The sequence below is a fragment of the Rhodococcus sp. 24CO genome, from assembly GCF_050586165.1.
Taxonomy (GTDB): domain Bacteria; phylum Actinomycetota; class Actinomycetes; order Mycobacteriales; family Mycobacteriaceae; genus Rhodococcus_F.
The window spans coordinates 100079-121916 of sequence record NZ_JAZFNF010000002.1 but is presented as its reverse complement, the minus strand read 5'-3'; the positions used below and the strand labels follow the sequence as shown (position 1 = coordinate 121916).

General features: G+C 62.3%; 20 protein-coding genes and 1 pseudogene. 14 read left to right on the top strand and 7 right to left on the bottom strand.

Features of this window, described 5'->3' with window-relative positions; all coding sequences use genetic code 11:
* Positions 1 to 109 precede the first annotated feature (109 nt).
* Entirely contained in the window at positions 110 to 1945 is a 1836-nt protein-coding gene (locus V2B23_RS04725) for an acyl-CoA dehydrogenase (RefSeq protein ID WP_430949285.1), read from the top strand.
* Between the two features lie 20 nt (positions 1946 to 1965).
* Positions 1966 to 2454 (top strand): hypothetical protein, encoded by a 489-nt coding sequence (locus V2B23_RS04720; RefSeq protein ID WP_430949284.1) that lies wholly within the window; start codon positions 1966 to 1968, stop codon positions 2452 to 2454.
* 112 nt (positions 2455 to 2566) lie between these two features.
* Here V2B23_RS04720 and V2B23_RS04715 read toward each other — a convergent pair whose 3' ends face one another.
* The 4 genes from V2B23_RS04715 to V2B23_RS04700 form a co-directional block, all read right to left on the bottom strand.
* A complete protein-coding gene (locus tag V2B23_RS04715) occupies positions 2567 to 3196 on the bottom strand; it encodes a hypothetical protein (RefSeq protein ID WP_430949283.1) in 630 nt (209 codons plus the stop codon).
* Positions 3197 to 3501: 305 nt separating this feature from the next.
* The gene (locus tag V2B23_RS04710) at positions 3502 to 4200 is read right to left on the bottom strand and encodes a hypothetical protein (protein WP_430949282.1); all 699 of its coding nucleotides are present in this window, start codon (positions 4198 to 4200) and stop codon (positions 3502 to 3504) included.
* Positions 4197 to 5225 (bottom strand): NAD(P)H-dependent flavin oxidoreductase, encoded by a 1029-nt coding sequence (locus V2B23_RS04705; RefSeq protein ID WP_430949281.1) that lies wholly within the window; start codon positions 5223 to 5225, stop codon positions 4197 to 4199. The genes V2B23_RS04710 and V2B23_RS04705 overlap by 4 nt, the downstream gene beginning before the upstream one ends.
* Before the next feature lie 45 nt (positions 5226 to 5270).
* Complete coding sequence (locus V2B23_RS04700; protein ID WP_430949280.1) at positions 5271 to 6473, bottom strand: YbfB/YjiJ family MFS transporter; 1203 nt, start codon at positions 6471 to 6473, stop codon at positions 5271 to 5273.
* A 95-nt stretch (positions 6474 to 6568) separates the two neighbouring features.
* Between V2B23_RS04700 and V2B23_RS04695 the strand changes: the two genes are divergently transcribed.
* Both V2B23_RS04695 and V2B23_RS04690 read left to right on the top strand, forming a co-directional pair.
* Positions 6569 to 7489: a LysR family transcriptional regulator gene (locus V2B23_RS04695; protein ID WP_430949279.1), complete on the top strand. Its 921-nt coding sequence runs from the start codon at positions 6569 to 6571 to the stop codon at positions 7487 to 7489.
* Positions 7486 to 8175, top strand: a complete 690-nt coding sequence (locus V2B23_RS04690; RefSeq protein WP_430949278.1) for a hypothetical protein — start codon at positions 7486 to 7488, stop codon at positions 8173 to 8175. Before V2B23_RS04695 ends, V2B23_RS04690 begins: the two co-directional genes overlap by 4 nt.
* Positions 8176 to 8221: 46 nt before the next feature.
* Here the strand turns inward: V2B23_RS04690 and V2B23_RS04685 are convergent, their stop codons facing one another.
* The gene (locus V2B23_RS04685) at positions 8222 to 8854 is read right to left on the bottom strand and encodes a class I SAM-dependent methyltransferase (protein WP_430949277.1); all 633 of its coding nucleotides are present in this window, start codon (positions 8852 to 8854) and stop codon (positions 8222 to 8224) included.
* 129 nt (positions 8855 to 8983) lie between these two features.
* Complete coding sequence (locus V2B23_RS04680) at positions 8984 to 9448, bottom strand: hypothetical protein (RefSeq protein WP_033233906.1); 465 nt, start codon at positions 9446 to 9448, stop codon at positions 8984 to 8986.
* Between the two features lie 258 nt (positions 9449 to 9706).
* Here V2B23_RS04680 and V2B23_RS04675 point away from each other — a divergent pair, with 258 nt between their 5' ends.
* The 5 genes from V2B23_RS04675 to V2B23_RS04655 all read left to right on the top strand — a co-directional run bounded on the left by V2B23_RS04675 (position 9707) and on the right by V2B23_RS04655 (position 15177).
* Positions 9707 to 10555: a mycofactocin-coupled SDR family oxidoreductase gene (locus V2B23_RS04675; RefSeq protein ID WP_430949276.1), complete on the top strand. Its 849-nt coding sequence runs from the start codon at positions 9707 to 9709 to the stop codon at positions 10553 to 10555.
* A 96-nt stretch (positions 10556 to 10651) separates the two neighbouring features.
* Positions 10652 to 11824: a sensor histidine kinase gene (locus V2B23_RS04670; RefSeq protein WP_430949275.1), complete on the top strand. Its 1173-nt coding sequence runs from the start codon at positions 10652 to 10654 to the stop codon at positions 11822 to 11824.
* 8 nt (positions 11825 to 11832) lie between these two features.
* Positions 11833 to 12480 carry a response regulator transcription factor gene (locus V2B23_RS04665; RefSeq protein WP_430949274.1) on the top strand — a complete coding sequence of 216 codons (648 nt, stop codon included), beginning with the start codon at positions 11833 to 11835 and terminating at the stop codon, positions 12478 to 12480.
* Between the two features lie 162 nt (positions 12481 to 12642).
* Positions 12643 to 14871, top strand: coding sequence for an MMPL family transporter (locus tag V2B23_RS04660; RefSeq protein ID WP_430949273.1), 2229 nt, complete (start codon positions 12643 to 12645; stop codon positions 14869 to 14871).
* 117 nt (positions 14872 to 14988) lie between these two features.
* Positions 14989 to 15177, top strand: coding sequence for a hypothetical protein (locus V2B23_RS04655; protein ID WP_430949272.1), 189 nt, complete (start codon positions 14989 to 14991; stop codon positions 15175 to 15177).
* 185 nt (positions 15178 to 15362) lie between these two features.
* Here the strand turns inward: V2B23_RS04655 and V2B23_RS04650 are convergent, their stop codons facing one another.
* Entirely contained in the window at positions 15363 to 15965 is a 603-nt protein-coding gene (locus V2B23_RS04650) for a TetR/AcrR family transcriptional regulator (RefSeq protein WP_430949271.1), read from the bottom strand.
* Positions 15966 to 16126: 161 nt separating this feature from the next.
* Here V2B23_RS04650 and V2B23_RS04645 point away from each other — a divergent pair, with 161 nt between their 5' ends.
* The 5 genes and pseudogenes from V2B23_RS04645 to V2B23_RS04625 all read left to right on the top strand — a co-directional run bounded on the left by V2B23_RS04645 (position 16127) and on the right by V2B23_RS04625 (position 20931).
* Positions 16127 to 17203: an alkene reductase gene (locus tag V2B23_RS04645; protein ID WP_430949270.1), complete on the top strand. Its 1077-nt coding sequence runs from the start codon at positions 16127 to 16129 to the stop codon at positions 17201 to 17203.
* A 30-nt stretch (positions 17204 to 17233) separates the two neighbouring features.
* Positions 17234 to 17981 (top strand): annotated as a pseudogene (locus V2B23_RS04640) (SDR family oxidoreductase).
* A gap of 82 nt (positions 17982 to 18063) precedes the next feature.
* Positions 18064 to 19098, top strand: a complete 1035-nt coding sequence (locus V2B23_RS04635; RefSeq protein ID WP_430949269.1) for an NADP-dependent oxidoreductase — start codon at positions 18064 to 18066, stop codon at positions 19096 to 19098.
* Positions 19095 to 19952: an alpha/beta fold hydrolase gene (locus V2B23_RS04630; RefSeq protein WP_430949268.1), complete on the top strand. Its 858-nt coding sequence runs from the start codon at positions 19095 to 19097 to the stop codon at positions 19950 to 19952. Before V2B23_RS04635 ends, V2B23_RS04630 begins: the two co-directional genes overlap by 4 nt.
* A gap of 145 nt (positions 19953 to 20097) precedes the next feature.
* The gene (locus V2B23_RS04625) at positions 20098 to 20931 is read left to right on the top strand and encodes an alpha/beta fold hydrolase (protein ID WP_430949267.1); all 834 of its coding nucleotides are present in this window, start codon (positions 20098 to 20100) and stop codon (positions 20929 to 20931) included.
* Positions 20932 to 21838: the final 907 nt, after the last annotated feature.

The following is a 21838-nucleotide window of genomic DNA, read 5'->3' as shown; positions in this document are numbered from 1 at the left end:
CACTTCGGGCGACCCTCGCTTTGTCACATGTTCAACCTACGGTTGCGTACTGAAATCTTTGTGGGGCAGGCTTTCTTGTGTACTGATGACGAGCCGAGGTCGGAGAATCATGAGTCACTACAAGAGCAATGTTCGCGACATCGAGTTCAATCTGTTCGAAATACTCGGGATCGGTGAGCTTCTGGACGGCGGCGCCTACGGCGACCTCGATACCGACACTGTGCGGAGCATCCTCACCGAGGTCGCACGGCTCGCCGAAGGCCCTGTCGCCGCTTCTTTTGCCGACGCGGACCGGAATCCCGTCGAGTTCGATGCACCGAACCACGCGGTCGTGGTCCCGGAACCGCTCCGCAAGACCGTCGAGGCTGTGAACGAGGCGGGTTGGTCGAGGCTCGGACTCCCGGAGGGCATTGGTGGTGTGCCCGCCCCCGCGCCGTTGGTCTGGGCAATCGGCGAAATGTTGGTCGCGGCAAACGGATCGGCGAGCTTCTTCAACATGGGTCCACTGATGGCGAGCGTGCTCTACAGCGTCGGTACCGAACAGCAAAAGCATTGGGCGAAAGAAGGATTCGAACGAGGCTGGGCCGCCACCATGGTGCTGACCGAACCTGATGCCGGATCCGATGTCGGCGCGGGCCGGACAAAAGCAATCGCGCAGGACGACGGCACGTGGCGCATCGAGGGCGTCAAGCGGTTCATCTCCGGTGGCGACGTCGGTGACACTGCCGAGAACCTCTTCCACCTGGTGCTCGCTCGTCCCGAGGGAGCCGGCCCTGGAACGAAGGGGCTGAGCCTGTTCTACGTCCCGAAGTTCCACTTCGATTCGGAGACACTCGAACTGGGAGAGCGCAACGGCGTATACGTCACCGGTGTCGAGCACAAGATGGGCCTCAAGTCATCCCCGACGTGCGAGCTCACATTCGGGGCTACTGACGTTCCTGCGGTGGGCTGGCTTGTCGGCGACGTACACAATGGCATCGCCCAAATGTTCCAGGTGATCGAAAATGCTCGAATGATGGTGGGCACCAAAGCTGTTGGGACACTGTCCACCGGCTACCTCAACGCCCTCGCCTACGCCAAGGAACGCGTTCAAGGGGCGGACCTCACCGAACTGACAAACAAAACCGCACCTCGCGTGACCATCACCCACCACCCCGATGTGCGACGCAGCCTGGCGATGCAGAAGGCCTACGCCGAGGGACTCAGAGCGGTCTATCTGTACACCGCTGCGCATCAGAATGCCGATGTCGCCGAATTGGTTTCGGGTGCGGACGCCGAATTGGCGGCGCGGGTCAACGACCTACTACTACCGATCGTCAAGGGTGTCGGCTCGGAAAAGGCCTATGAACTGCTCACTGAGAGCCTGCAGACCCTGGGCGGCTCCGGGTATCTGCAGGACTACCCGATCGAGCAGTACATCCGCGACGCCAAGATCGACACCCTCTACGAGGGCACGACGGCAATCCAGGCGCAGGACTTCTTCTTTCGTAAGATCGCCCGCGACCGTGGCGTTGCGCTCGCGCACGTGGCCGGTGAGATACGAAAGTTCATCGACCGCGACGCCGGCAATGGTCGTCTCAAGGCCGAGAGGGTACTGCTCGAGACCGCGCTGACCGACGTACAGGAGATGGCCGGGACGCTCACTGGCTATCTGATGGCTTCCCAAGATCAGCCTTCCGAGTTGTACAAGATAGGCCTCGGCTCGGTGCGCTTTCTGTACGCGGTAGGTGACCTGCTCATCGGATGGCGACTGTTGGTGCAAGCGGAAGTCGCGTTGGCAGCCTTGGACCGCGACGCGTCGGCAAAGGACCAGTCGTTCTACCGGGGCAAGGTTGTCATCGCGTCGTACTTCGCGAAGAACATCCTGCCCATCCTGGCGTCGACCAAAGAAATTCTGGGTTCCCTCGACAACGAGATCATGGAACTGGAGGAAGAAGCGTTCTGACAACATGCCACAGTGAAGGCATGCACATGCCCGACATCGACTACGTAGGAGTTTGGAGCTTTCCGATCATGGGGTCGGATATGCCAGAAGGCGCTCCCACCAACGTCGTCGAGGCGTGCCAGGCAGTCGGCAGGGATCTGCAATGCCGATGGCACGGCCCAGATACGTACATCGAGAACTGCCTGTGGACTATCTCGTTGCTCGATGACGGTTACTGCCACCTCGCGCTCGACGCTGGACCGCGGCCAAAGCACAAGAGCGCAGGAACCAGCCCGCTGAGGGGCTTCGGATTCGGCGGGCCGCACATCGAACAGTCGGTGCTCGAGCTGACAGTGCTGATCACCGGAGAAGTCCAGGATGAGCTGGCCGGCGGATTTGTGCAGTGGCCTATTGAGGAACAAAGACTGTTGATGCCGTCGCTGCGAGGCGGCAAGGCCGTGTGGGTGGTTCGCAGCACCGATCGCGTTATCGCGGAAATCGGAACGCTGTGCGCGAGGTCGGCTTTGTAGCGTTTCGCCGCCGAGTACGGCGTCGCGGCCGATCCCGACCTCGACACACACACGCGCTGAGCGGAGCCCGGCACTACTCGCACGCAACCTAACGCCTCATCGACAATCGTTGTCAGGCCATCTCGGGTACGTGCAGATGAGCGATCGCCAACTCGAACTCACCTACCTCGAGAAGCCGCGCACCGGACTCACGGAGTCCCGAAGTTCTGATGGTCTCGGACTCCTCCCTGTTGCCATTCATGGCCGCGGCGCTGTCGAAGGTCACCGACGACACGGCGCGACCGGCAGCAGGATCGACCAGCAAGCTGGCACTGCAGAACCCCTCGAGCTCTTGCATCAGGGGCAGGGAGCCCATCTTGTACACGTCGACGGCGCGCTCGAGATGGCCCGGCTCGACCTCGAGCCACGTGACCCGCACGCAAGCACCACGGTGTGAGCGGTGGTCACGATGCAGGACGGCAATGTCCCACCGCGCGACGGTAGTGGCGCCATGGAAGACCTCGGCCATGCCGGCGCGGAGCTGCAGGACCGGTCCTTCGCTCGCGCGAAGGGAATCCTCGTCCGTCCAGGAACTGGTGGCGATGCACCGACCGGAGCTGTGGTCGACCAGCAGGGACAGTCCGGCGCAGCCGTCGATGCCGGCGAGCGCGGGCATCACGGTATCGCGCATGTGCTTGATCCCGACGTCGATGAACGACGGCTGCGCATCAATGGTTGTAGAGCGTGCATACACGATCGACACCCTTCTTCTCGGTCGGCACCCCGACGGCACCGACGGGTCAATCCCCCTCTCTCACACTCCTCCACGGGGCCAAGGCAAGCAATGATGAAATATGGACCTGTGGGCGAAGAAATGTACGAGCGCTTTCTCTTCGCGCCGGTCGGACAGCAATACCTCGCCGATCCTCTGGCGGAAAGCCCCTTGCCGCGAGATCAGGGGTGTCCCAGGCATCGGCCGTCGAGGTTCGTTTTCGCAGCGACCAATCGTTGCCGGTTCCGGGCGATCACCGGGTTCGCGTCGAACATGCCAACACGGAAGTGCGAGAGTCACGAATTGTGTAGCTGGATGGGCGAAGGAATCTTGTTGGATCGGTACGAGTCCCCGCTCCGCGTCGGTCGCCACAGTCGCCAGTGTTTCGCGGACAGTCGGAACGGGAGATGGTCTTGCAGATGACGAGCACCGGGCGACAACCGCTGGTCTGCAGGCAGGTTGAGCCACAGAGACAGTGAGGATGCGGCGTTGCCGAGGGTTGCGCGCATGCCTGACTCGCCCAGAATTCGGCCGTATCCATCCACGGCATATCGGCCGAACGCGTCTGGGGTGATGTCGGGATACGGCACGCGGGTGTTCGGGTCGATCAGGCGTACGGGCGCACTGTAGGTCAGTGCCGCCAGCGAACGTCCGTGGGTTGTGACTGCATCGGAATCAACGAGGGCATCGAGCGCTTCGTTGACGGAACCAGGTGGGACATTCCATTGCGTGTGGGTTTGCGAACGGTGGCGAGGTCCACCGCAGAGTTCGGTTGCGATCGCCGACAACTGCTCGGTCGGCACTGGCGGTCCGCCTTTATAGATCTCGAACGTCCACGACGGCAACGATACTGGTTCGGTGCAGGCTTCCAGGAATGTCTGCAGCCGCTGAAATGCATCATCAGGACGCTTGACTCGAAGCGAGTGTGCACCACTGGGCAACCCGTCGTATGTCACTACCTCGGGCAATGTGATGTCCGGCGTCCGCGCCGTCACAGGTTGACCAATCGCGTAAGCACTACCCCGGCTGGTTCCTCCGTCGCGTGGCGATAGCCAGTGCCGGCCCACAGGTGCATGCGCTCGGGATCTGCCTGCGCAACAGCGGCTTTGCGCATGGGATTAGTCAGGTGATGGATGGCCGGATACCCGATGGGCGCTTGCGCGTCGTAGCGATCGATGAACTCGTTCCGAAGTGCTCGTGCTGGTCGTCCCGTGAAAGCTCGTGTGACTACGGTGTTCCCGCGCGATGCGTCGGCCAGAGCTGCCTTGTGGGGAGCCGATGCACCGCTCTCCTCGGTACGTAGCAGGACCGTACCGACTACTGCCGCCGCGGCTCCGGCGTGCAATGCCGCAGCGACGTCGACGGAGGTCGCCAGCCCACCTGCCGCCAACAGCGGAACAGAGGTGCGATGGCGGATCTGAGCAATCAGTTCGGCGATCGGTCTTTCCGCCGGAACCTGCAGAGGAGTGAGCGTTCCGGAGTGACCACCGGCTGCCGAAGATTGCACGACAAGCAGATCAGCACCGGCGTCGACGGCAAGAAGGGCCTCTGCCTCCGAAGTCACGGTCAGCACGACAAGTGAACCGGCAGCGCGCAACGCCGTGATGACACCAGGGTTGGGAATGCCGAAGGTGAAGCTGACCAACGGAACCGGGTTGGCCAGGAGCAGATCGATCTTGTCCGCGAAATAGTCGTCGTCTTCGACCGGCTCACTGTCGGCGAGTGTGACGCCATAGCGATCCGCTTCGACCTGGATCGCTTTGGCATAGGTACGGAAAGCGTCGGCGTCGACAGGTACCGGGTTGGGCGCAAAGACGTTGACACCGAACGACACTCCTTCGGCACGCACGGTGTCGATCTGGTCGGACAGGGCCTGCGGCGTCTTGTACCCTGCGGCGAGGAAGCCGAGACCGCCTGCCCGAGAAGCAGCCGCGACGAGAGCCGGTGTTGACGCACCGCCTGCCATGGGCGCCGCGATGACGGGAATCTCGAGATCGAGATCGGTTGTGAGTGCACTCATTCGAATATCTCCACTCCTACGACGGATAGTGCTCCGACGGTCTCATCATCTGACATCAAAAACTGCCTCCCCATTCGGGGCCACTGTCCGGGGAGCCGCGTCGACATCATGGGGGAATCGGAACCGCAATGCTGCCGCGGCCAATGCCGCGACCAGGACGATGACAGCACCGAGTAACAGTGCGTCGCGATACCCGTCTCGCAGCAGCGGAGCGACAACGAGTGGGCCGAGAATCTGACCGACGCTGTATCCAGAGGTCAGCAACGCCACGGCGCGTGGGAACTGCAGGTGCGCGCCGATGGCCAACACGATCGACCCGATACCGAGGAAGGTCACGCCGAACAGAAAAGCGGAGATCAGCGCGGGGCCGACGCCGCCGATCAGAGCAGGCAGCGCTATGCCGACCGCCTGAATCAACAGGGCAGCGAGTAGGAGGGTCGGCCGCGACCAACGCAGGCTGAGCCAGGCCCACAGGGCGCAGGAGGGAAATGCGGCCAGACCGACCACTATCCAGGCGCCGCTGCCCACCCATTCTGGAGCGGCGAGATCGATTGCAGCAACTAGGAACGTGCCCGCGATGATGTAGCCGATGCCTTCCAGGAAATAACTGATGAACAAGGCGGTGAACCCGCGTTGGGAACTGGGAGTTCCCTGCGCGTCCGGTGTGATGGTCGGACGCGGTTCCGGTGTCAGCCCCCAGGCTATGGCCGCACACACCACTGCCAGGGCCGCAGATGCCAGCCAGGCTGTACTCCAGGTACCGATGAAGCGGACGACGAACACGAGGACCCCGGACAGGGCGATACCCAACCCAACTCCGCCGAATCCCCATCCGGCCAGGAATTGGGACTGCCCCCGAAGGTGCGCGTGCAAAGCGCTGACGGCGATCATGAATACGAGGGCACTGGCAATGCCTGCGACGAGCCGCAGGGCGAACCAGATGGATCCGTCGTGGGTAGTGGGCATGAGCGCCAAAGTCACGATGAGGACCACCAACGACGTACGCATCACCGCTGCCGAGCGCACCACGCCTGGAATGAGGATTCCCGCGAGCGCGCCGATGAGGTACCCGACGTAGTTGGCCGTCGCCAGGGTGGCGCCGAGCGAGGCGGACAGACCGGCCTGCGTGTGCATCAACAGCAGAATCGGTGTGTAGACGAATCGACCGATTCCCATGCTCGCCGCCAGCGCGGCGGCAGCTTGGACAGCGTGCGCTCGCGGGGAGACGCCGTTGTGGACTGTGGTCATGGTCTTATCGTGTGCCCCGGCCGCGCCGGACCGCCACGACCGCTTTGCTCCTGACTGATAGGCACAACCTCCCACCGCACGTAGCATCAAGGATCGTGGAGCTGCGTCAGCTGAGATATTTCGAGGTCGTCGCCGAGGAACTGCACTTCGGCCGAGCCGCGGCGCGGCTACTGATAGCCGGGCCGTCATTGTCGCAGCAGATCATGGCACTCGAACGCGACCTCGGCGTCAAGCTGTTCGTCCGCGACCGCCGTTCCGTCGCTCTGACGCCAGCCGGCGCGGCCTTGCTCCCCGATGTCCGTGCACTACTCGAGAGTGCCGAGAATCTGCGACGCCGCGCGGAGCGTCTGTCCGGAGCGGAGCCCGTCCGGATCGGCTACGTCAATTGGCTTCCCACCGATCTGATTGCGCGTACCTCGGGGGTCGCGCAACTGCACGTCGACGCCTGGGTGGTGCCTTCCCACGCGCAGGCCGCGCGGGTAGCGGACGGCAGCCTCGACCTGGCGATCGCCTGGGTGCGGAAAACCGATGTCGCCCAACATGCTCTGAGCGCGAAACTGCTCGGTGCGGATCGGCTCTACGCGGTCTCCACCGGAGAGGACACCACACCGGTGCGGGCACGCGACGTCGTCGTACTCGTCGACGACGACACCACCTCCTGGCATTCGTGGAACGTCTACGCCGAAGAATTCGCCCGCGATACCGGCGCACAGATCCTGCGCATCAACGACGGTGGGATCACCGGCCCCGCATTTTTCGATCACGTCCGCGCTATCGGCCGTCCGGTCGTCAACTCGCCCAAAGGGCAGACCATCACGCTGCCAAGCGATCTCACTGCACGTCCGGTGATCGACCCCGCGGCAATCTGGACGTGGTCACTCCTCTGCCGCGAGAACGAAACGCGCCCTGCAGTTCTCGCGGCCGTCGATGCTCTCACCCGCGGCGTCACTGATCTCGGAATCCACGAAGACGGGATATGGCTACCCATGGACGACCCCTTCCGGAGGCATCGATGACACGACGCGCTATTCGAGTTTTCTGGGGACGACGGCCGGAATCGGTGCAGGCCGTGGCCTCCCGGTGGCGTCGGACGTTGGAGCACGTCGAATTCCTGTTGCCCGAGGTGGTCGGCGGGTCGTGGCAACAGATCCATTCCTCTGGACCTGCTACTGCCGTGACCGTCGACCAGTTGGCACAGGTCCTCGAGAACGCGCAGGCCGCCGAAGACTGGTCGGATCGTCTGGGAATCGGATTGAGGCTCGCATCCAGTGGAGGGCCCGAATGGGGGCTCGAACTCTCCGGGTTGGCGGGCGGCGAACCTGAAATCGTCCTTCAGTCGATGATTCTTGCCGTCAGCGCGCCGGACACCGCCGAAGTTCCTGAGACAGACCTACTTCGGATGCTCGCCGCGGTGTGGGAACCGGATTTCGGAGACGTCACCGACGACAACATCCTCGACGCTCTCGAAGACGAGTCCGACTATCGCGTCGGTGATCCCGTGATCGGCCGAGTCGGCTACCTCTCGCCCGCTCGCGTTGACGCGATCCCGGATGACCTGGCAGCAGGCGTTGCTGCGTTACCGGGCGGCGGCGTGTTGCTACGGATCGGGGCCGTCGATCGGGTCGTTCGGGCGTACGAGCGCCTGCGCGAGACCGGCGCACTCGATCCGCTTCCGCGTCCGCTGGATCGCGCAGTCTTCTGATGCTGTTCGCGGCATCACGGGGACCCGCACTTCACCCTTCGCGCGTCTACGTGTTCTCGCCGCTCCGACGCCTGGCAGTAATTGCGCCGTGGGGTCGGTAACCGCTTCCCGTTCGGGTATGGGTCTCGATCACTTCGAAGCCCGCTGTTGCCAGAACCTGGCTGAGTTCGGCCACCGGCCATCGATAGCCAGTAGTCGCGGCGTGATCGAAAGGCTCCAGAGTTGCGCCTTCGAAGTAGCCAACCAGCAATCCACCACCCGGCCGAATCACGCGCGCGAACTCGGCGAGCGGTGCCTCGATATCTTGCGGATTGTGGTGGATGAGTGAGTACCAGGACAGCACTCCTCCCAGAGAATCTGCCTCGGCGTCCAATGCCTCGAAGCCCCCGATATCGAAGGAAAGATCTGGGTACTGCGCACGCGCGCGTGCAACGAACTGAGGAACTAGATCAATCCCGCGCACAGCCAGTCCGCACTGGGCCAAGAAGTCTGTCCACTGCCCAGGCCCGCACCCAGCGTCGAGCACGGAACCTGTCAGGCTGGTGGCCCAACTGGTCACCAAAGCCCGATCGGATGGGTGCGTCGAATCCATCGATCCGAAGAGATCGGTGTACTCCTGGGATCTGGCCGAATACGACTCTCGGACGATTTCGCGTCGGCCGGCGCTCGAGTTCTCCATACCGTCAATGATCGCCGATCCGTGTAGTGGCCCGAAGCAGATTTGAGTTCTGCGCCGCCAACACTACCTTCGCAGTAATCGTGGATCTTGCGAATCTTCATGCGATCCTTGGGATCACACTGCTAGCGTCTACTTACCGTCTCCGTTCGCGCCGCCGCCCCGAGCTTCGATAGCCTCGACGGACTTCTTGAACGACTTACCCAACACTTGAGAGCCGAAGAGTCCGAGTACTGATGCCAGGAGCTTTCCCTTGAGGTTCTTCCCGTCGCGGACCACAACTGCATCGACATCGGTGATACCTGTGGGTTGCTGCGTCAAAGTGTAGGTGTGGCCGGACGCGCCACCCCACAAGTTGGAATCGGTGGTCGTCATCACGACGCGATGCGGGTCAGTCCAGTCGTAGTGCAGTCGTTCCCAGATACCGCCCGAACCCTCCGTGACATCGGCATCGTGGGGGCCTTCGTGGTGCACTTTGAGGTAGTTGTCTGCGCTGCGGCCGAATATTTCCTCGCGCCCCGGGCCGAAGTCGGTCAGACCGGCAAGGACCTGCTCGGGCGTCGCGGTGGTCGTCTGGTGAAGATGGATCGTGGTCATGGCGCCTTCCTTGAACACTTGGATGATCCGCTCCGGTCCAAAAACCGGGAGGTGACTCATCCAGCACACCATTCTCGCAAGCGTTGCGAAAGAGGGAGGTACGGCAACTCGGTCGCCGACTTCGCTGGGAGCGCCGCAACGGTTCACGTCTACTCCAAATGCAGTAGTCGAAGTTGATCCATCTGGACGATTCGCACCTCGGATAACCGCGGCATCATCGAAATAGCGACCGCACCATACGAGCCCGAGGAGTGCCCCATGACCGCCGAGATTCCCGAAGCACCGATCCCCGACGCACCCAACGCCCGCCGCTACGAAGGCAAAGTCGTCTTCATTACCGGCGCAGCCCGCGGCCAAGGCCGCGCCGAAGCAGTCCGCTTCGCCGCTGAAGGCGCAGACATCATCGCCCTCGATATCTGTGCAGACTTACCTACCACCGAATATGCCGGTGCCACACCAGAAGACCTCGAGGAAACAGCGCGGCTGGTCGAACAACACGGCCGGCGCATCGTCACAAGCATTACCGACGTCACCGACTTCGATGCCCTCACAGCCGCAGTCGAACACGGAGTCGGCGAACTGGGCAGGCTCGACGTTGTTGTTGCCAACGCAGGCATGACCACCGCATCCTTGTCCTGGGAAATCGACCTAGATCACTGGCACGCCACCATCGACAACAACTTGCACGGCGCCTTCTACACCGCCAAAGCGACAGTGCCGATCATGATCGAACAGGCGGCCGGCGGCGCGATCGTCTTCACCAGCTCTGTCGCCGGGCTGAAGGGCCTTCCGTTTCTCGCGGACTACGCGGCGGCCAAGCACGGGGTGACAGGCCTCGCGAAGACGATGGCGAACGAGCTGGCGAAGTACCGAATTCGCGTCAACACCGTCCATCCCCACGGCGTCGCTACCGGTCTCACCGTCCCTGAACTGCACCAAGAGATGGAGACGCGCCCCGATCTCGGATTGCTGTTCATGGGAAGTCTCCCCGACCAGGTGAGCCAGTCCGAAGACATCGCGGCAGCTGTTGCGTGGATCGCATCAAACGAAGCCCGCCACGTCACCGGCATCCAACTGCCCGTGGACCTAGGACGTACCAACCGCTGACACACGGCGGCGGATCGTTGCGAATCCCCAGCACAGACGAGCGACGATGCCGCGTTCCGCGACGCCTCCCACTGGGCGGGGAGGAGAATGGCGACTATGTCCTTGCTCGAATTCGAAAACCTCATCCGGCGCCCATGGTTCCGGCAGGTCGAGGCGCTGGACCGGATAGCTCTGGTGGTCTCGATACTCGCCGTATGCACCGAGGCATTTCGGATGGTGGCCGAATCTGCACCACTCGGTGGGTACGTTGCCATCGCAGTCACTGCTCTCGGCGTCGCCATATCGCGACGCTATGCGTGGGCTGGTCTGACTGTTGTATTGGCAGGGTCCGTGATCGATGCAATCTTCTGGGATCCTTTGGTGCCATGGACTGTTGCGGTCTTCACTGTCTTTTCGCTGACTCTGCGTGGGACCTCCGGGCTGGGCACCGGCCTGGCCGCAGGCTTCGTGGCCTACGCAGCTTCCGTGTACGCCGATTCCGCCGGACTTCTCGACTCGGCCGCTGTTGCGGGATTCGCTTCCGCGATAGCAGCAGCCGCCGCAGGAAACGCTCTCCGCAACCGAGAGCGCTACTGGAAGGCACTCGAGGAACGGGCACTGGATGCGATTGCCACGCGTGAGAGTGAAACGAATCGGCGTGTCGCAGAAGAACGTTTGCGGATCGCGCGCGATCTCCACGACATGGTCGGACATGAAGTTGCCGTAGTGAGTATGAATCTTGGTGTGGCGGAGGTGAATCTGCCTCCGGGGTCGCAGCGATCTCGGCAAGCCCTCGACGCGGCCCGCGTCGGCGTTGCAGCGGTTCTGAACGAGACTCAAAGTATTCTGAATATATTGCGCGGCGATTCGAGCGCCATCGAGGATCAGACCCAACCCGTTCCGGGCGTCGATCAGATTTCCGGACTGATCGATTCCTATCGCCGGATCGGTTTGAACGTCAGTGCCGAAATCGACACAGTTGCAGATAAGTTGGATCCAACTGTCGACGCGGCAACCTATCGGATCGTGCAGGAAGCCCTGACCAACGCACATCGGCATGGAGACAGTGACGCCGACCTGACGATCAGATCTGCAGGCGGTTTCATCGTCATCGAGGTAACCAACCGGCGAGGCAGTGCCGGATCGAGAAATCGACTGGGAGAAGGCTACGGTTTGGTGGGGATGCGTGAGCGTGCGACATCTGCCGGTGGTGTGCTCGATATCGGAGGCGACGAAACGATGTTCACAGTGAAAGCGACCATACCCACCCAAGGGAGGTCGATCCGGTGATACGGGTAATGATTGTCGACGACCAGGAAATGATTCGCCAAGGGCTGCGTGCCATCCTCGCCGGAAACGACCGTATCGAGGTCGTGACGGATGTCGCCGACGGGTACCAGGCAGTCGAAGTGGCGAGGACCGACCAGATCGACGTCATCTTGATGGATATTCGTATGCCTGGCATCGATGGCGTGGAAACGATTCGACGCATCCGCGAGTTCGCACCGGCAGAGACGGTCAAAATTGTCGTTCTGACAACCTTCGATCACGATGCGACAGTGCTGACAGCACTGCAAGCCGGCGCCAACGGGTTCCTGAGCAAAGCTGTCAGTCCCACCGAACTGGCCGCGGGTATCGAGGCAGTAGCCAGTGGTGGTGGCGCACTGTCGGGTTCGGCTGCAGCGTCGGTAATCAGCCGAGTCTCCGAACAACCCGTGCGTACCGTGGACGCGACGCTGGCTGCTCGGTTCTCTGCGCTGACTCCTCGTGAGCGCGAGGTGGTAATCGCCGCAGCTGCAGGCAAGAGCAATACCGAGATTGCGTCCGACATGTTCCTGTCTCCGTTCACCGTGAAGACTCATGCGGGCCGCGCGATGATCAAGGTGGGCGCCCGGGATCGTGCCCAGTTGATCGCATTTGCCTATCAGGCTGGGTTGGTCGCCTGATCGCGTGTTTGGGCTGCCTGCCCCGGCGGTGTACTTCATTTGCAGTAGTTTTTTCGGTCTCGATGGACGACGACGTTGGGCCGTTTCCCAGGGAAACTGAAACAGTCCTCTTCGCATGAGTTGTTGTGTGCGAACTGTTTTCACTTTCTTGTCAGGAGAATCATGCCCCTCGTACTAGCGTGGATAGGGCGATTCAGCGCCCGCCACCGACTTCTTGTCGTCCTCGCGTGGCTACTCGCGCTTTTTGCGCTGGCGGGCGTATTGGTCTCGGGTGGGTCGTCGGAGGAGAGCGCGTCGGCGTCGATTCCGGATACCCGGGCTTCACAGGCCATGGCGGTGATGAACCAGAAGTTCCCGTCGACCGGCCAGCCCGAAAGAGCGCCGGGCACTGTGCAGTTGGTGATGCAGACGACCGGCGGCGCGAGCGTGACGCATACCGATGTGCGCAATCAGATCGACGGTCTGCTCGACTCGGCGTCGACTGTCGCGGATGTCGTCACAGTCAGCGACCCGTTCGACCCGTCGAACCCATTCGTTTCAGCGGACACGACGACCGCCGTCTCGACTGTCACTTTCGCTGCGATGGACGAAGACCAGCAGCACGCCGCGTATGACGCTATCTTGGCAGTCGCCGACAGCGCTCCTAACACCCTGGTGGCCGAGGTCGGTGGGCAACTCTTCGAACCCGCGACCTCGGTAGGCGGTATCGGCGAAATTGCCGGCGTCCTTGTGGCATTCGTCGTTCTGTTTCTCACTTTCGGCTCACTTCTCGCCGCAGGTGCGAACATGCTCGTTGCACTCAGCGGCGTCGCCGTCGGCACCCTCGGGGTCCTGGCCTACGGCACCATCAGCCCGATCGAACCGACCACCATCACCTTGGGCACCATGCTCGGCTTGGCAGTAGGTATCGACTACAGCCTGTTCATCCTCACCAGATTCCGCGCCGAACTACGCGATGGTCACAGCATCGAGAAGGCTGTCGGCCGGGCAGTCGGCACGGCCGGAACAGCAGTCGTGTTCGCCGGCCTGACAGTCATCATCGCATTGGCCGGTTTGCGCGTGGTCGGGATCAGCTTCATCACCGACATGGGCATGGGCGGAGCGTTCGGAGTTCTTGTCGCAGTACTGATGTCGCTGACCCTGTTGCCGGTACTGATGCGCACCCTCGGCCTGCGTGCGTTGCCGCGCAAGGAACGCCACCTTGTCGCAGCTGTGCCTGCCGTCGCGTCAACTGCTGCTGACGAAAAGCGCCGTAGTAACGCATTTTTCGCAGCATGGGTCGGATTCCTGGTGCGGCGTCCGGTGTTCTCGATCGTCGCCGGCATCGGTGTCCTACTGATCGTGGCCATTCCGATGCTCGGGATGAAAACCGCGCAGAACGTTCCCGGTGGCCTTGATCCTTCGTCTACGCAACGTCACGCCTACGATCTGATCGTCGAAGAATTCGGCGGCATCCAAAGTCCGCTGATGGTGATCGCCGAAGGCGACAACGCAACGAATGCCGCTGCGGTGCAAGAGCAACTCGCCGAACTCGACGGCGTGCAGAGCGTCGACCCGGGCGTGATCAGCGCAGACGGGACCGCCGCGATGTTCCGTCTCGTCCCCACCGCAGGACCCATCGACGAAAGCACCGAGAACCTGGTCAACGACATCCGAGACCGGGCCGACATGGCGCCCGGCGTTCACCTCGAAGTGACCGGTGAGACCGCAATCGGCATCGACATGGACGCCGCACTGCACCAAGCGTTGATCAAATACGTCGTGGTGATCGTTCTACTGTCCTTCGTACTCCTGACGATCATGTTCCGATCCCTACTCGTACCGTTGATCGCCACACTCGGATACTTGCTCTCGGTCGGCGCCGCCTTCGGAGGCAGCGTCGCAGTGTTCCAGTGGGGCTGGTTGGATGCGATTATCCCTGCACCGCAAGGTGATCCGATGCTCAGCGTCCTGCCGATCATCCTCGTGGGGGTGCTGTTCGGTCTGGCCATGGACTACCAGGTGTTCCTCGTCTCCCGCATCCAGGAAATGCACAGTCGCGGAATGTCGCCCAAGGACGCGGTGATATCCGGCTTCAAGACATCCGGACCGGTTCTCGTGGCGGCAGCAGCGATCATGGTGTTCGTGTTCGCCGGTTTTGCCACCAGCACCATGGCAGTCGCGGCGTCGATCGCATTCGGCCTTGTCGTCGGAGTCCTCGCGGACGCTTTCATCGTTCGTATGATCTTGATGCCCACAATGCTTGCACTGCTGGGCAAGAGCGCCTGGTGGCTCCCGCGCTGGCTCGACAAGATCATCCCCGACCTCGACATCGAAGGCCGCGCACTCGACGCGCATCCCGACGCGACGTCTGAAGGAACTTCACAGCCCACAGCTTTGCTGGTTCCGTGACAATTCTTGATTGACACGATGTTTCGTGGGGGCGGCACGTAGCCGCCCCCTGGGAACTCGTTCACTCTCCCCCACTAGGTCGACGGGCGAGAACCACTGCGCATCCAGGAGGAAGCAATGGAACGCGACGTCGCGCGAATAACAAACTTGCTCAGCGCAATTCAGCAAGTCGAGCTGTCGCTGGAGGAACTGAAAGACGCGGCTGATCTCTACGTTGCCGGCCCGACTCCGAGCAGTTCGGCGTTTCTCGAGCTGACCCGCGCGCAATTGGTCCTCGTCGCGCTGGAAGTACCACCAATCGAGTGAATGTCGAGAAGGCGCAGTCTGATCCTGCCCCAATACGACGCATTCCTGACCAGAATGGCCGATCCCTGACAAGTCCCACCGCCCTTGGGCAACAGGGGCGACCGGACCAACGGACACCTCCGACGGCGTCGTTACCGACAGCAAAACAATGTTGGCCGAGCGCCTCCGCAGGGTCGGCGTTGTGATCAATGCGGCAGGAGAGCGGACACCTGCCCCCTGATGTCCTCCTCGATCTCATCGACACCACGAGCCATATTGATCGTTGCCGCCATCGCAAGAAACATGATCGCCGAGACGACGTGCGCCAGCGTCGCGGCGTCGTTTTCACCGACCCGTCCGCCTCGGCGCAGGACGCCTGCGATGGCTTCCTCGGTCTGGCCGACGATGTTGAGCGCTTCCGCATGGTGCGGTTCGTCGGGGTTGCCGAAGACCATCTCCCGCAGGTAGGTGCGCCCGTTGTCGATCTGGGTGCGGTTGCATCGCACGATCGGTCGGATGATCGCCATCACCGCTTCGAGTGCGTCGGGGATGTTTTCGGCATCCGTACGACCCCGCTCGAGCGCGCCGCTGTAGTTCGCGTTCTGCACAAGTAGGAGCAATTCACCCTTCGTCTTGGCGTACAGGAACACCGTCCCCGTCCCGACGTCGGCTTTCTCGGCGATCTGTTGGGTGGTGACGTCGTCGACACCGTGCTCGGCGAAGAGTTCACTGGCAGCGGCAGTAATTCGGTCAAGTTTCTGCTGCTTGTTTCGCTCGCGCCGTCCGGCTGGCTGGGGAACGGATGACATGACGGATATCCTTCGGAATAAATTATGAGTACATTCAGTTCTGAGTAGAGTCACTATTGATGCGGTTCAGGTGTTCCTCTCGATCGTCCCACGAGAAGTCACATCTGCTTCGCACCGGTGACATACCTGGCCGGCCGATCAACCTAAGGAACACCCAGCTCATGACCTCACCTTCACTCTGGCAGCCGTTCACCCTCGGGCGCGTGGAACTTCCGCACAGACTCGCCTTGGCGCCGATGACCCGCAACCGGGCAAACCCGGACGGCACCCCGGGCCCGCTCGTAGCGACCTACTACGGCCAGCGCGCCTCGCTCGGACTGGTCATCACCGAGGGCACACAGCCCTCCGACGACGGCCAGGGTTACCCGAACACGCCTGGGATTTACACCCCGGCACATATCGAGGGCTGGTCGAATGTCGCTGACGCGGTCCATGCCGAAGGCGGGGCGCTGTTCATCCAGCTGATGCATGTCGGCCGGATGTCGCACCCCGACAACACAACACACCACCGCCAGCCGGTAGCGCCGTCGGCCATCTCTGCCGATCAGGACATGTTCACCGCAACAGGTCCGCAGAAAACTCCGGTGCCGCGAGAGCTGAGTATCTCGGACATCGAAACCACGATCGCCGATTTCCGCCACGCCGCCGCCTCCGCAATCGCGGCCGGCGCCGACGGCGTGGAAATTCACGGCGCTAACGGTTACCTGCTGCACCAATTCCTCTCGCCGAACTCGAACCACCGCGCTGATCAGTACGGCGGATCGGTGGAAAACCGGTCGCGCTTCGTGATCGAGGTCGCCGCGGCCGTGGCGGAAGAGATCGGAGCAGACCGGGTGGGAATCCGTCTGTCGCCGTCGATGCCGCTCGGCGGGATCGACGAGGGTGATGTCGAAAGCGTTCGAACCCAGTACACGCACCTGGTCAGGGAACTCGCGGCACTGAACCTTGGCTACCTTCACGTCCACCATGTCGGTGACGACGAGTTGCTTCGCTCTTTCCGCGATGTGTGGCCGACCGCGGTACTCGTGGTGCGGTACGGACGCACGCGTGAGCAGATCGCCGACGACATCGACGCCGGCCTGGCCGATATCGCGCCGCTAGGGCAGTTCGCGCTGGCAAACCCCGATGTCGTCGAGCGCCTACGCCGGGGCGCGCCGTTGAACGCCCTCGACCCGACCACGCTCTACGGCGGTGGCGAAACGGGGTATACCGACTACCCGACACTAGCGCGCGTCTGACCACCATCCTCGCAACAGAAAGAGCCTGACATGCCTTCACTCAACGGGTCCGTCGTTCTCGTCACCGGCGCGAACGGCGGCATCGGTACTCACTTCGTCCACGAAGCCCTCGCTCGCGGTGCCACGAAGGTATATGCGACCGCGCGCACACCTCGTACGTGGGATGACGATCGGATCGTCCCCCTTGCCCTCGATGTCACCGATCCCGAGTCCATCCGGGCCGCCGTCGCCGCCGCACCGGACGTGACCGTTCTGATCAACAACGCCGGCGCCTCGCCGTCCAGCCCAGGCATCCTCTCCCACACCGATGAGGAGATCCGCACCAACGTCGAGACCAACTTCCTCGGCCCCCTCTTCCTTGCCCGCGCTTTTGCCCCGCTTGCAGGCGCGCTGTTCCTATGCTGATTCATGTCTCCTTGCTGCCAAGGACGAGTCGGTGATCATCGATATCCACTCGCTACTGAGCTGGTACGCCGTCGCCGGCATTTACAGCGCCACCAAGGCAGCTTTGTGGTCGGCGACCAATTCCCTGCGACTCGAACTCGCACCTGCGGGTGTGCATGTCGTCGGGGTACACGTCGGCTACGTCGACACCCCCATGGCTGCGCACTCCACCGATCCCAAGACACAGCCCGCGGATCTTGTGCGCGCTGTGTTCGACGCGGTCGAGGCCGGCGAGTACGAAGTCCTAGCCGACGAAGCCTCCGCTCAGGTCAAGTCGGGACTCAGCGCACCCATCGAAGCGCTCTACCCCCAGCTCAAGGCCACCGACGCCTGAACAGACAGCGGAGGCGTCGCGGAACAAAGATGACCGCGACGCCTCGCCAGCTACCTGTCCCCACAGCAGAAGGATCAAAGCCATGAAAGCGTTCGTCGTCACCAAATACAAAGGGCCACTGCAAGAATCCGACGTCCCGGAGCCGGTAATCGGTGAGCATGACGTGCTGGTGCGAGTAGACGCAGCGGGGTTGAACCAACTCGACGAGAAGATTCGTGCCGGCGAGTTCAAACAGATACTCCCGTATACGCTTCCGCTGATCCTCGGCAACGATCTCGCCGGTGTTGTCATTGAGGTCGGCGCGAAAGTGCGGTCCTTCAAGCCTGGCGACGAGGTCTACGCCAGACCCGACAAGGATCGCATCGGGACGTTCGCGGAGCGCATCGCAGTCGCGGAGGCAGACCTTGCGCTCAAACCGGCATCAATCAGCATCGAAGAAGCAGCTTCCTTGCCGCTGGTCGCGTTGACCGCGTGGCAGGCGCTGGTCGAGCGCGGCAACGTCCAGCCGGGGCAGAAAGTTCTCATCCACGCCGGCGCCGGTGGTGTCGGATCTATCGCGATCCAAGTCGCCAAACATCTCGGCGCTACTGTGGCGACCACCGCAAGCGCCGCCAACGCGGACTTCGTCCGCGGCCTCGGCGCTGACGTAGTCATCGACTATCGCAGTCAGGACTTCGAGCAGGTCCTCCGCGATTACGATCTCGTGCTCGATAGCCTCGGTGGAGAGAACCTCGAAAAGTCGCTGCGTGTGCTGCGGCGCGGCGGCAAGGCGATCGGGATCTCCGGCCCCCCGGACCCGGCTTTCGCCCGCGAGAACGGCCTCAATCCGCTACTGCGCCTGGCGATCACAGGTCTCAGCTTTGGAGTCCGCCGTCGTGCCCGCAAGCTGGGTGTGAGCTACGAGTTTCTCTTCATGCACGCCAGCGGTGACCAACTCCGCCACATCACAGGGCTCGTCGACGACGGCGCGCTCCGCCCTGTCGTCGGACAGGTCTTCCCGTTCAACCAGACACCGCAGGCGCTCCAGGCACTGAGCAAGGGCGGCATCCGAGGCAAAGCTGTCATCAGTAACACCCGACGCAACGAACCCACAACCGAAACAGGGACATCACGATGAGTACCGACAACGACTCTATCGTCACGTCTTACGCGAAGGCACCGACTCGCACCGTCACCGCCGGCGACGTCACCTACGCGTACCGCGAACTCGGACCGAAGGGCGGAATCCCCGTCGTCTTCTTCGTACACCTCGCCGCGAACCTCGACAACTGGGATCCGCGAATCATCGATCCCATCGCAAAAGAGCGCCGCGTCATCACCTTTGACAACCGCGGCGTCGGCGCCTCCACCGGGAAAGTTCCGGACAGTATCGAGGCCATGGCCGACGACGCCGTCACCTTCATCAAGGCCCTCGGATTAGGCACGATCGACATCTTCGCGTTCTCCCTCGGGGACATGATCGCCCAAGCCCTCGTACTCGAGCACCCCGAACTCGTCCGCAGACTCGTCCTCACCGGGACCGGCCCCGCCGGCGGGCAGAACATCGACAAAGTCGCCCGCACAACCTATTACGACATGCTGCGAGCTACTCTGACCCGGTCCGACCCGAAGGAATTCCTGTTCTTCAACCGCAACACCACCGGAAAACGCGCCGCTGCAGCATTCGTCAAACGACTCGAAGAGCGGACTGACGACCGAGATGCCCCCGTCTCGGTCAAGGCATTTCTGACCCAACTCAAAGCAATCAAACGGTGGGGACGCTCCGCACCGGCAAATCTGTCGACGATCAGCGCGCCCACCTTGATCGCCAACGGGGATCACGACCGGATGGTGCCCTCAATCCTCTCCAAAGACCTGCACCGCCGAATCCCCGGAAGCGAACTGATCATCTACCCCGATTCCGGGCACGGCGGCATATTCCAATTCCACGACAAGTTCGCCCCCTCCGTCGTCGCGTTCCTCTCACACTGAACGCAGCAATGGCGCCAAGACAGGCACCGGCCCACCACGGGCAGGTCGTCCTGAGCTCTTCGATGTTCGGCGTCCTGGCTCGCCTTGACCAGCGCGGATCCCAAATACAGACCCCCATCCCGACCACATCACGGAAGAAGATCTCATGACCACCTGGAAAGACGTGCCGACCAGCAACATCAACGTGGACGGAGTACGTTACGTCTACCGCGAACTCGGCGCCGACTCCGAAGTACCGGTAGTCTTCCTGCACCATTTCACCGCAGTCCTCGACGACTGGGATCCCCGCGTCATCGACGGCATCGCCACCGAACACCGCGTCATCGCCTTCGACAACAGGGGCGTCGGCGGCACCAACTCCACGGTGCCCGCCGACCTCGAGCAGATGGGCGCCGACGCTATCGCCTTCATCCGGGCGCTGGGTCACGAGAAAGTCGACCTCTTCGGCTTCTCCGTGGGCGGAGCCGTGGCTCAGATGATCGCCCTGCAGGCACCCGACCTCGTACGCCGCATGGTCGTTGCCGGCACGGGACCACGCGGCGGCGGTGGAATCTGGAAGATGCCGTTCATTGTCGGCGGCGCCTACGCCAAGGCGGCACTGGCTCGCAAGGACGCCCGCCACTTCCTCTTCTTCCCCCGCACCGCTGAGGGCAAGAAGGCCGCCAACGCCTACTTCGACCGCCTCGCCGAGCGAACCAGCGACCGCGACAAGCCGATCTCGAACCAGGCCCGAATCGCGCAGCTCCGAGCCATCACCACCGGCGGACTCCACGCACCGGACGACCTCTCGAAGATCACCGCGCCGGTCTTCGTCGCCAACGGCGACAACGACCTCATGGTCGCCAGCGAGCACTCCGAGGACCTGGCCAGGCGCCTGCCCAACTCCACGATCACGATCTACCCCAATTCGGGGCACGGCGGCGTCTTCCAGTACCACGAGACCTTCGTCCCTGAAGTCCTTAAGTTCCTAGCCGACTGACGAAATACAACCCTGGGAACAGCTCGCCCCGTCACCGTATGCCCGCCACCGACCACCGCACCGAAATAGCCGCCCGATTCCAGATATGGAATCGGGCTACCGAACTGACCGTCACTGCTTGACCGACTGCTCCGGGTGATTGCCTGCTATTCCCGAAAACTGCTGCATCCCAGACAACTTGACAGCACCACGCCAGATACCCGACTCCCATCAGTTCGGCACTCCTGCAAGTGACGCGAGCAAGAGCTTACGGATCGCCAATTTCTCGTACTACCCGGCTGAATCCGAGGGTGAAGCGGAGGGTGACGCGGAGGGTGAGAAATTCCGTGCCCGAACCACGCATTTCTTTGCGAAAGGTCGTGCCGCGACGTTGATTACCTGGTCACGTGTGCGCGAGCGAGCTTGGGTGGCGTCGGCTACGTGGGCAGCCTTCCAGCCGCGCAATTTCGAGATTCAAAATTCATTGATGAAACTGGCATTTCGTGCATATGCTCAAGCGAAACGTCGACCCGGCGTATCGGGTTCCGCTCTCGGGTTCATGACGACGAATGGACCTGAAACTGGCTGATTTTCGGCGGCGAGGACTTGCTTGTCGATAAAAGAACACCACCCATGCGTAGAGCTCCGCTAGTTCTCGTTGCATGTGTAGCGCTACTGGCGGCGTGTTCATCTGCCGATTCCACCGACTCGACGTCCGCGTCGACGTCGGCAGTCGATCCTCGCGGCGGGGTTCCGCCGGGATACCCGCTTGATCGAGATGTATTGACGCCATTGGTGATAACGACGCTCGGACCGGACCCGGTGCGCACCGCATCAGTGCCACGTTGGGCGCGGCGACGCCCGGATCGGAGGCACACAGCGCGTTGTACCCGGACAGCACTATCCAGATCGGCGGGGCTGTTCGCAC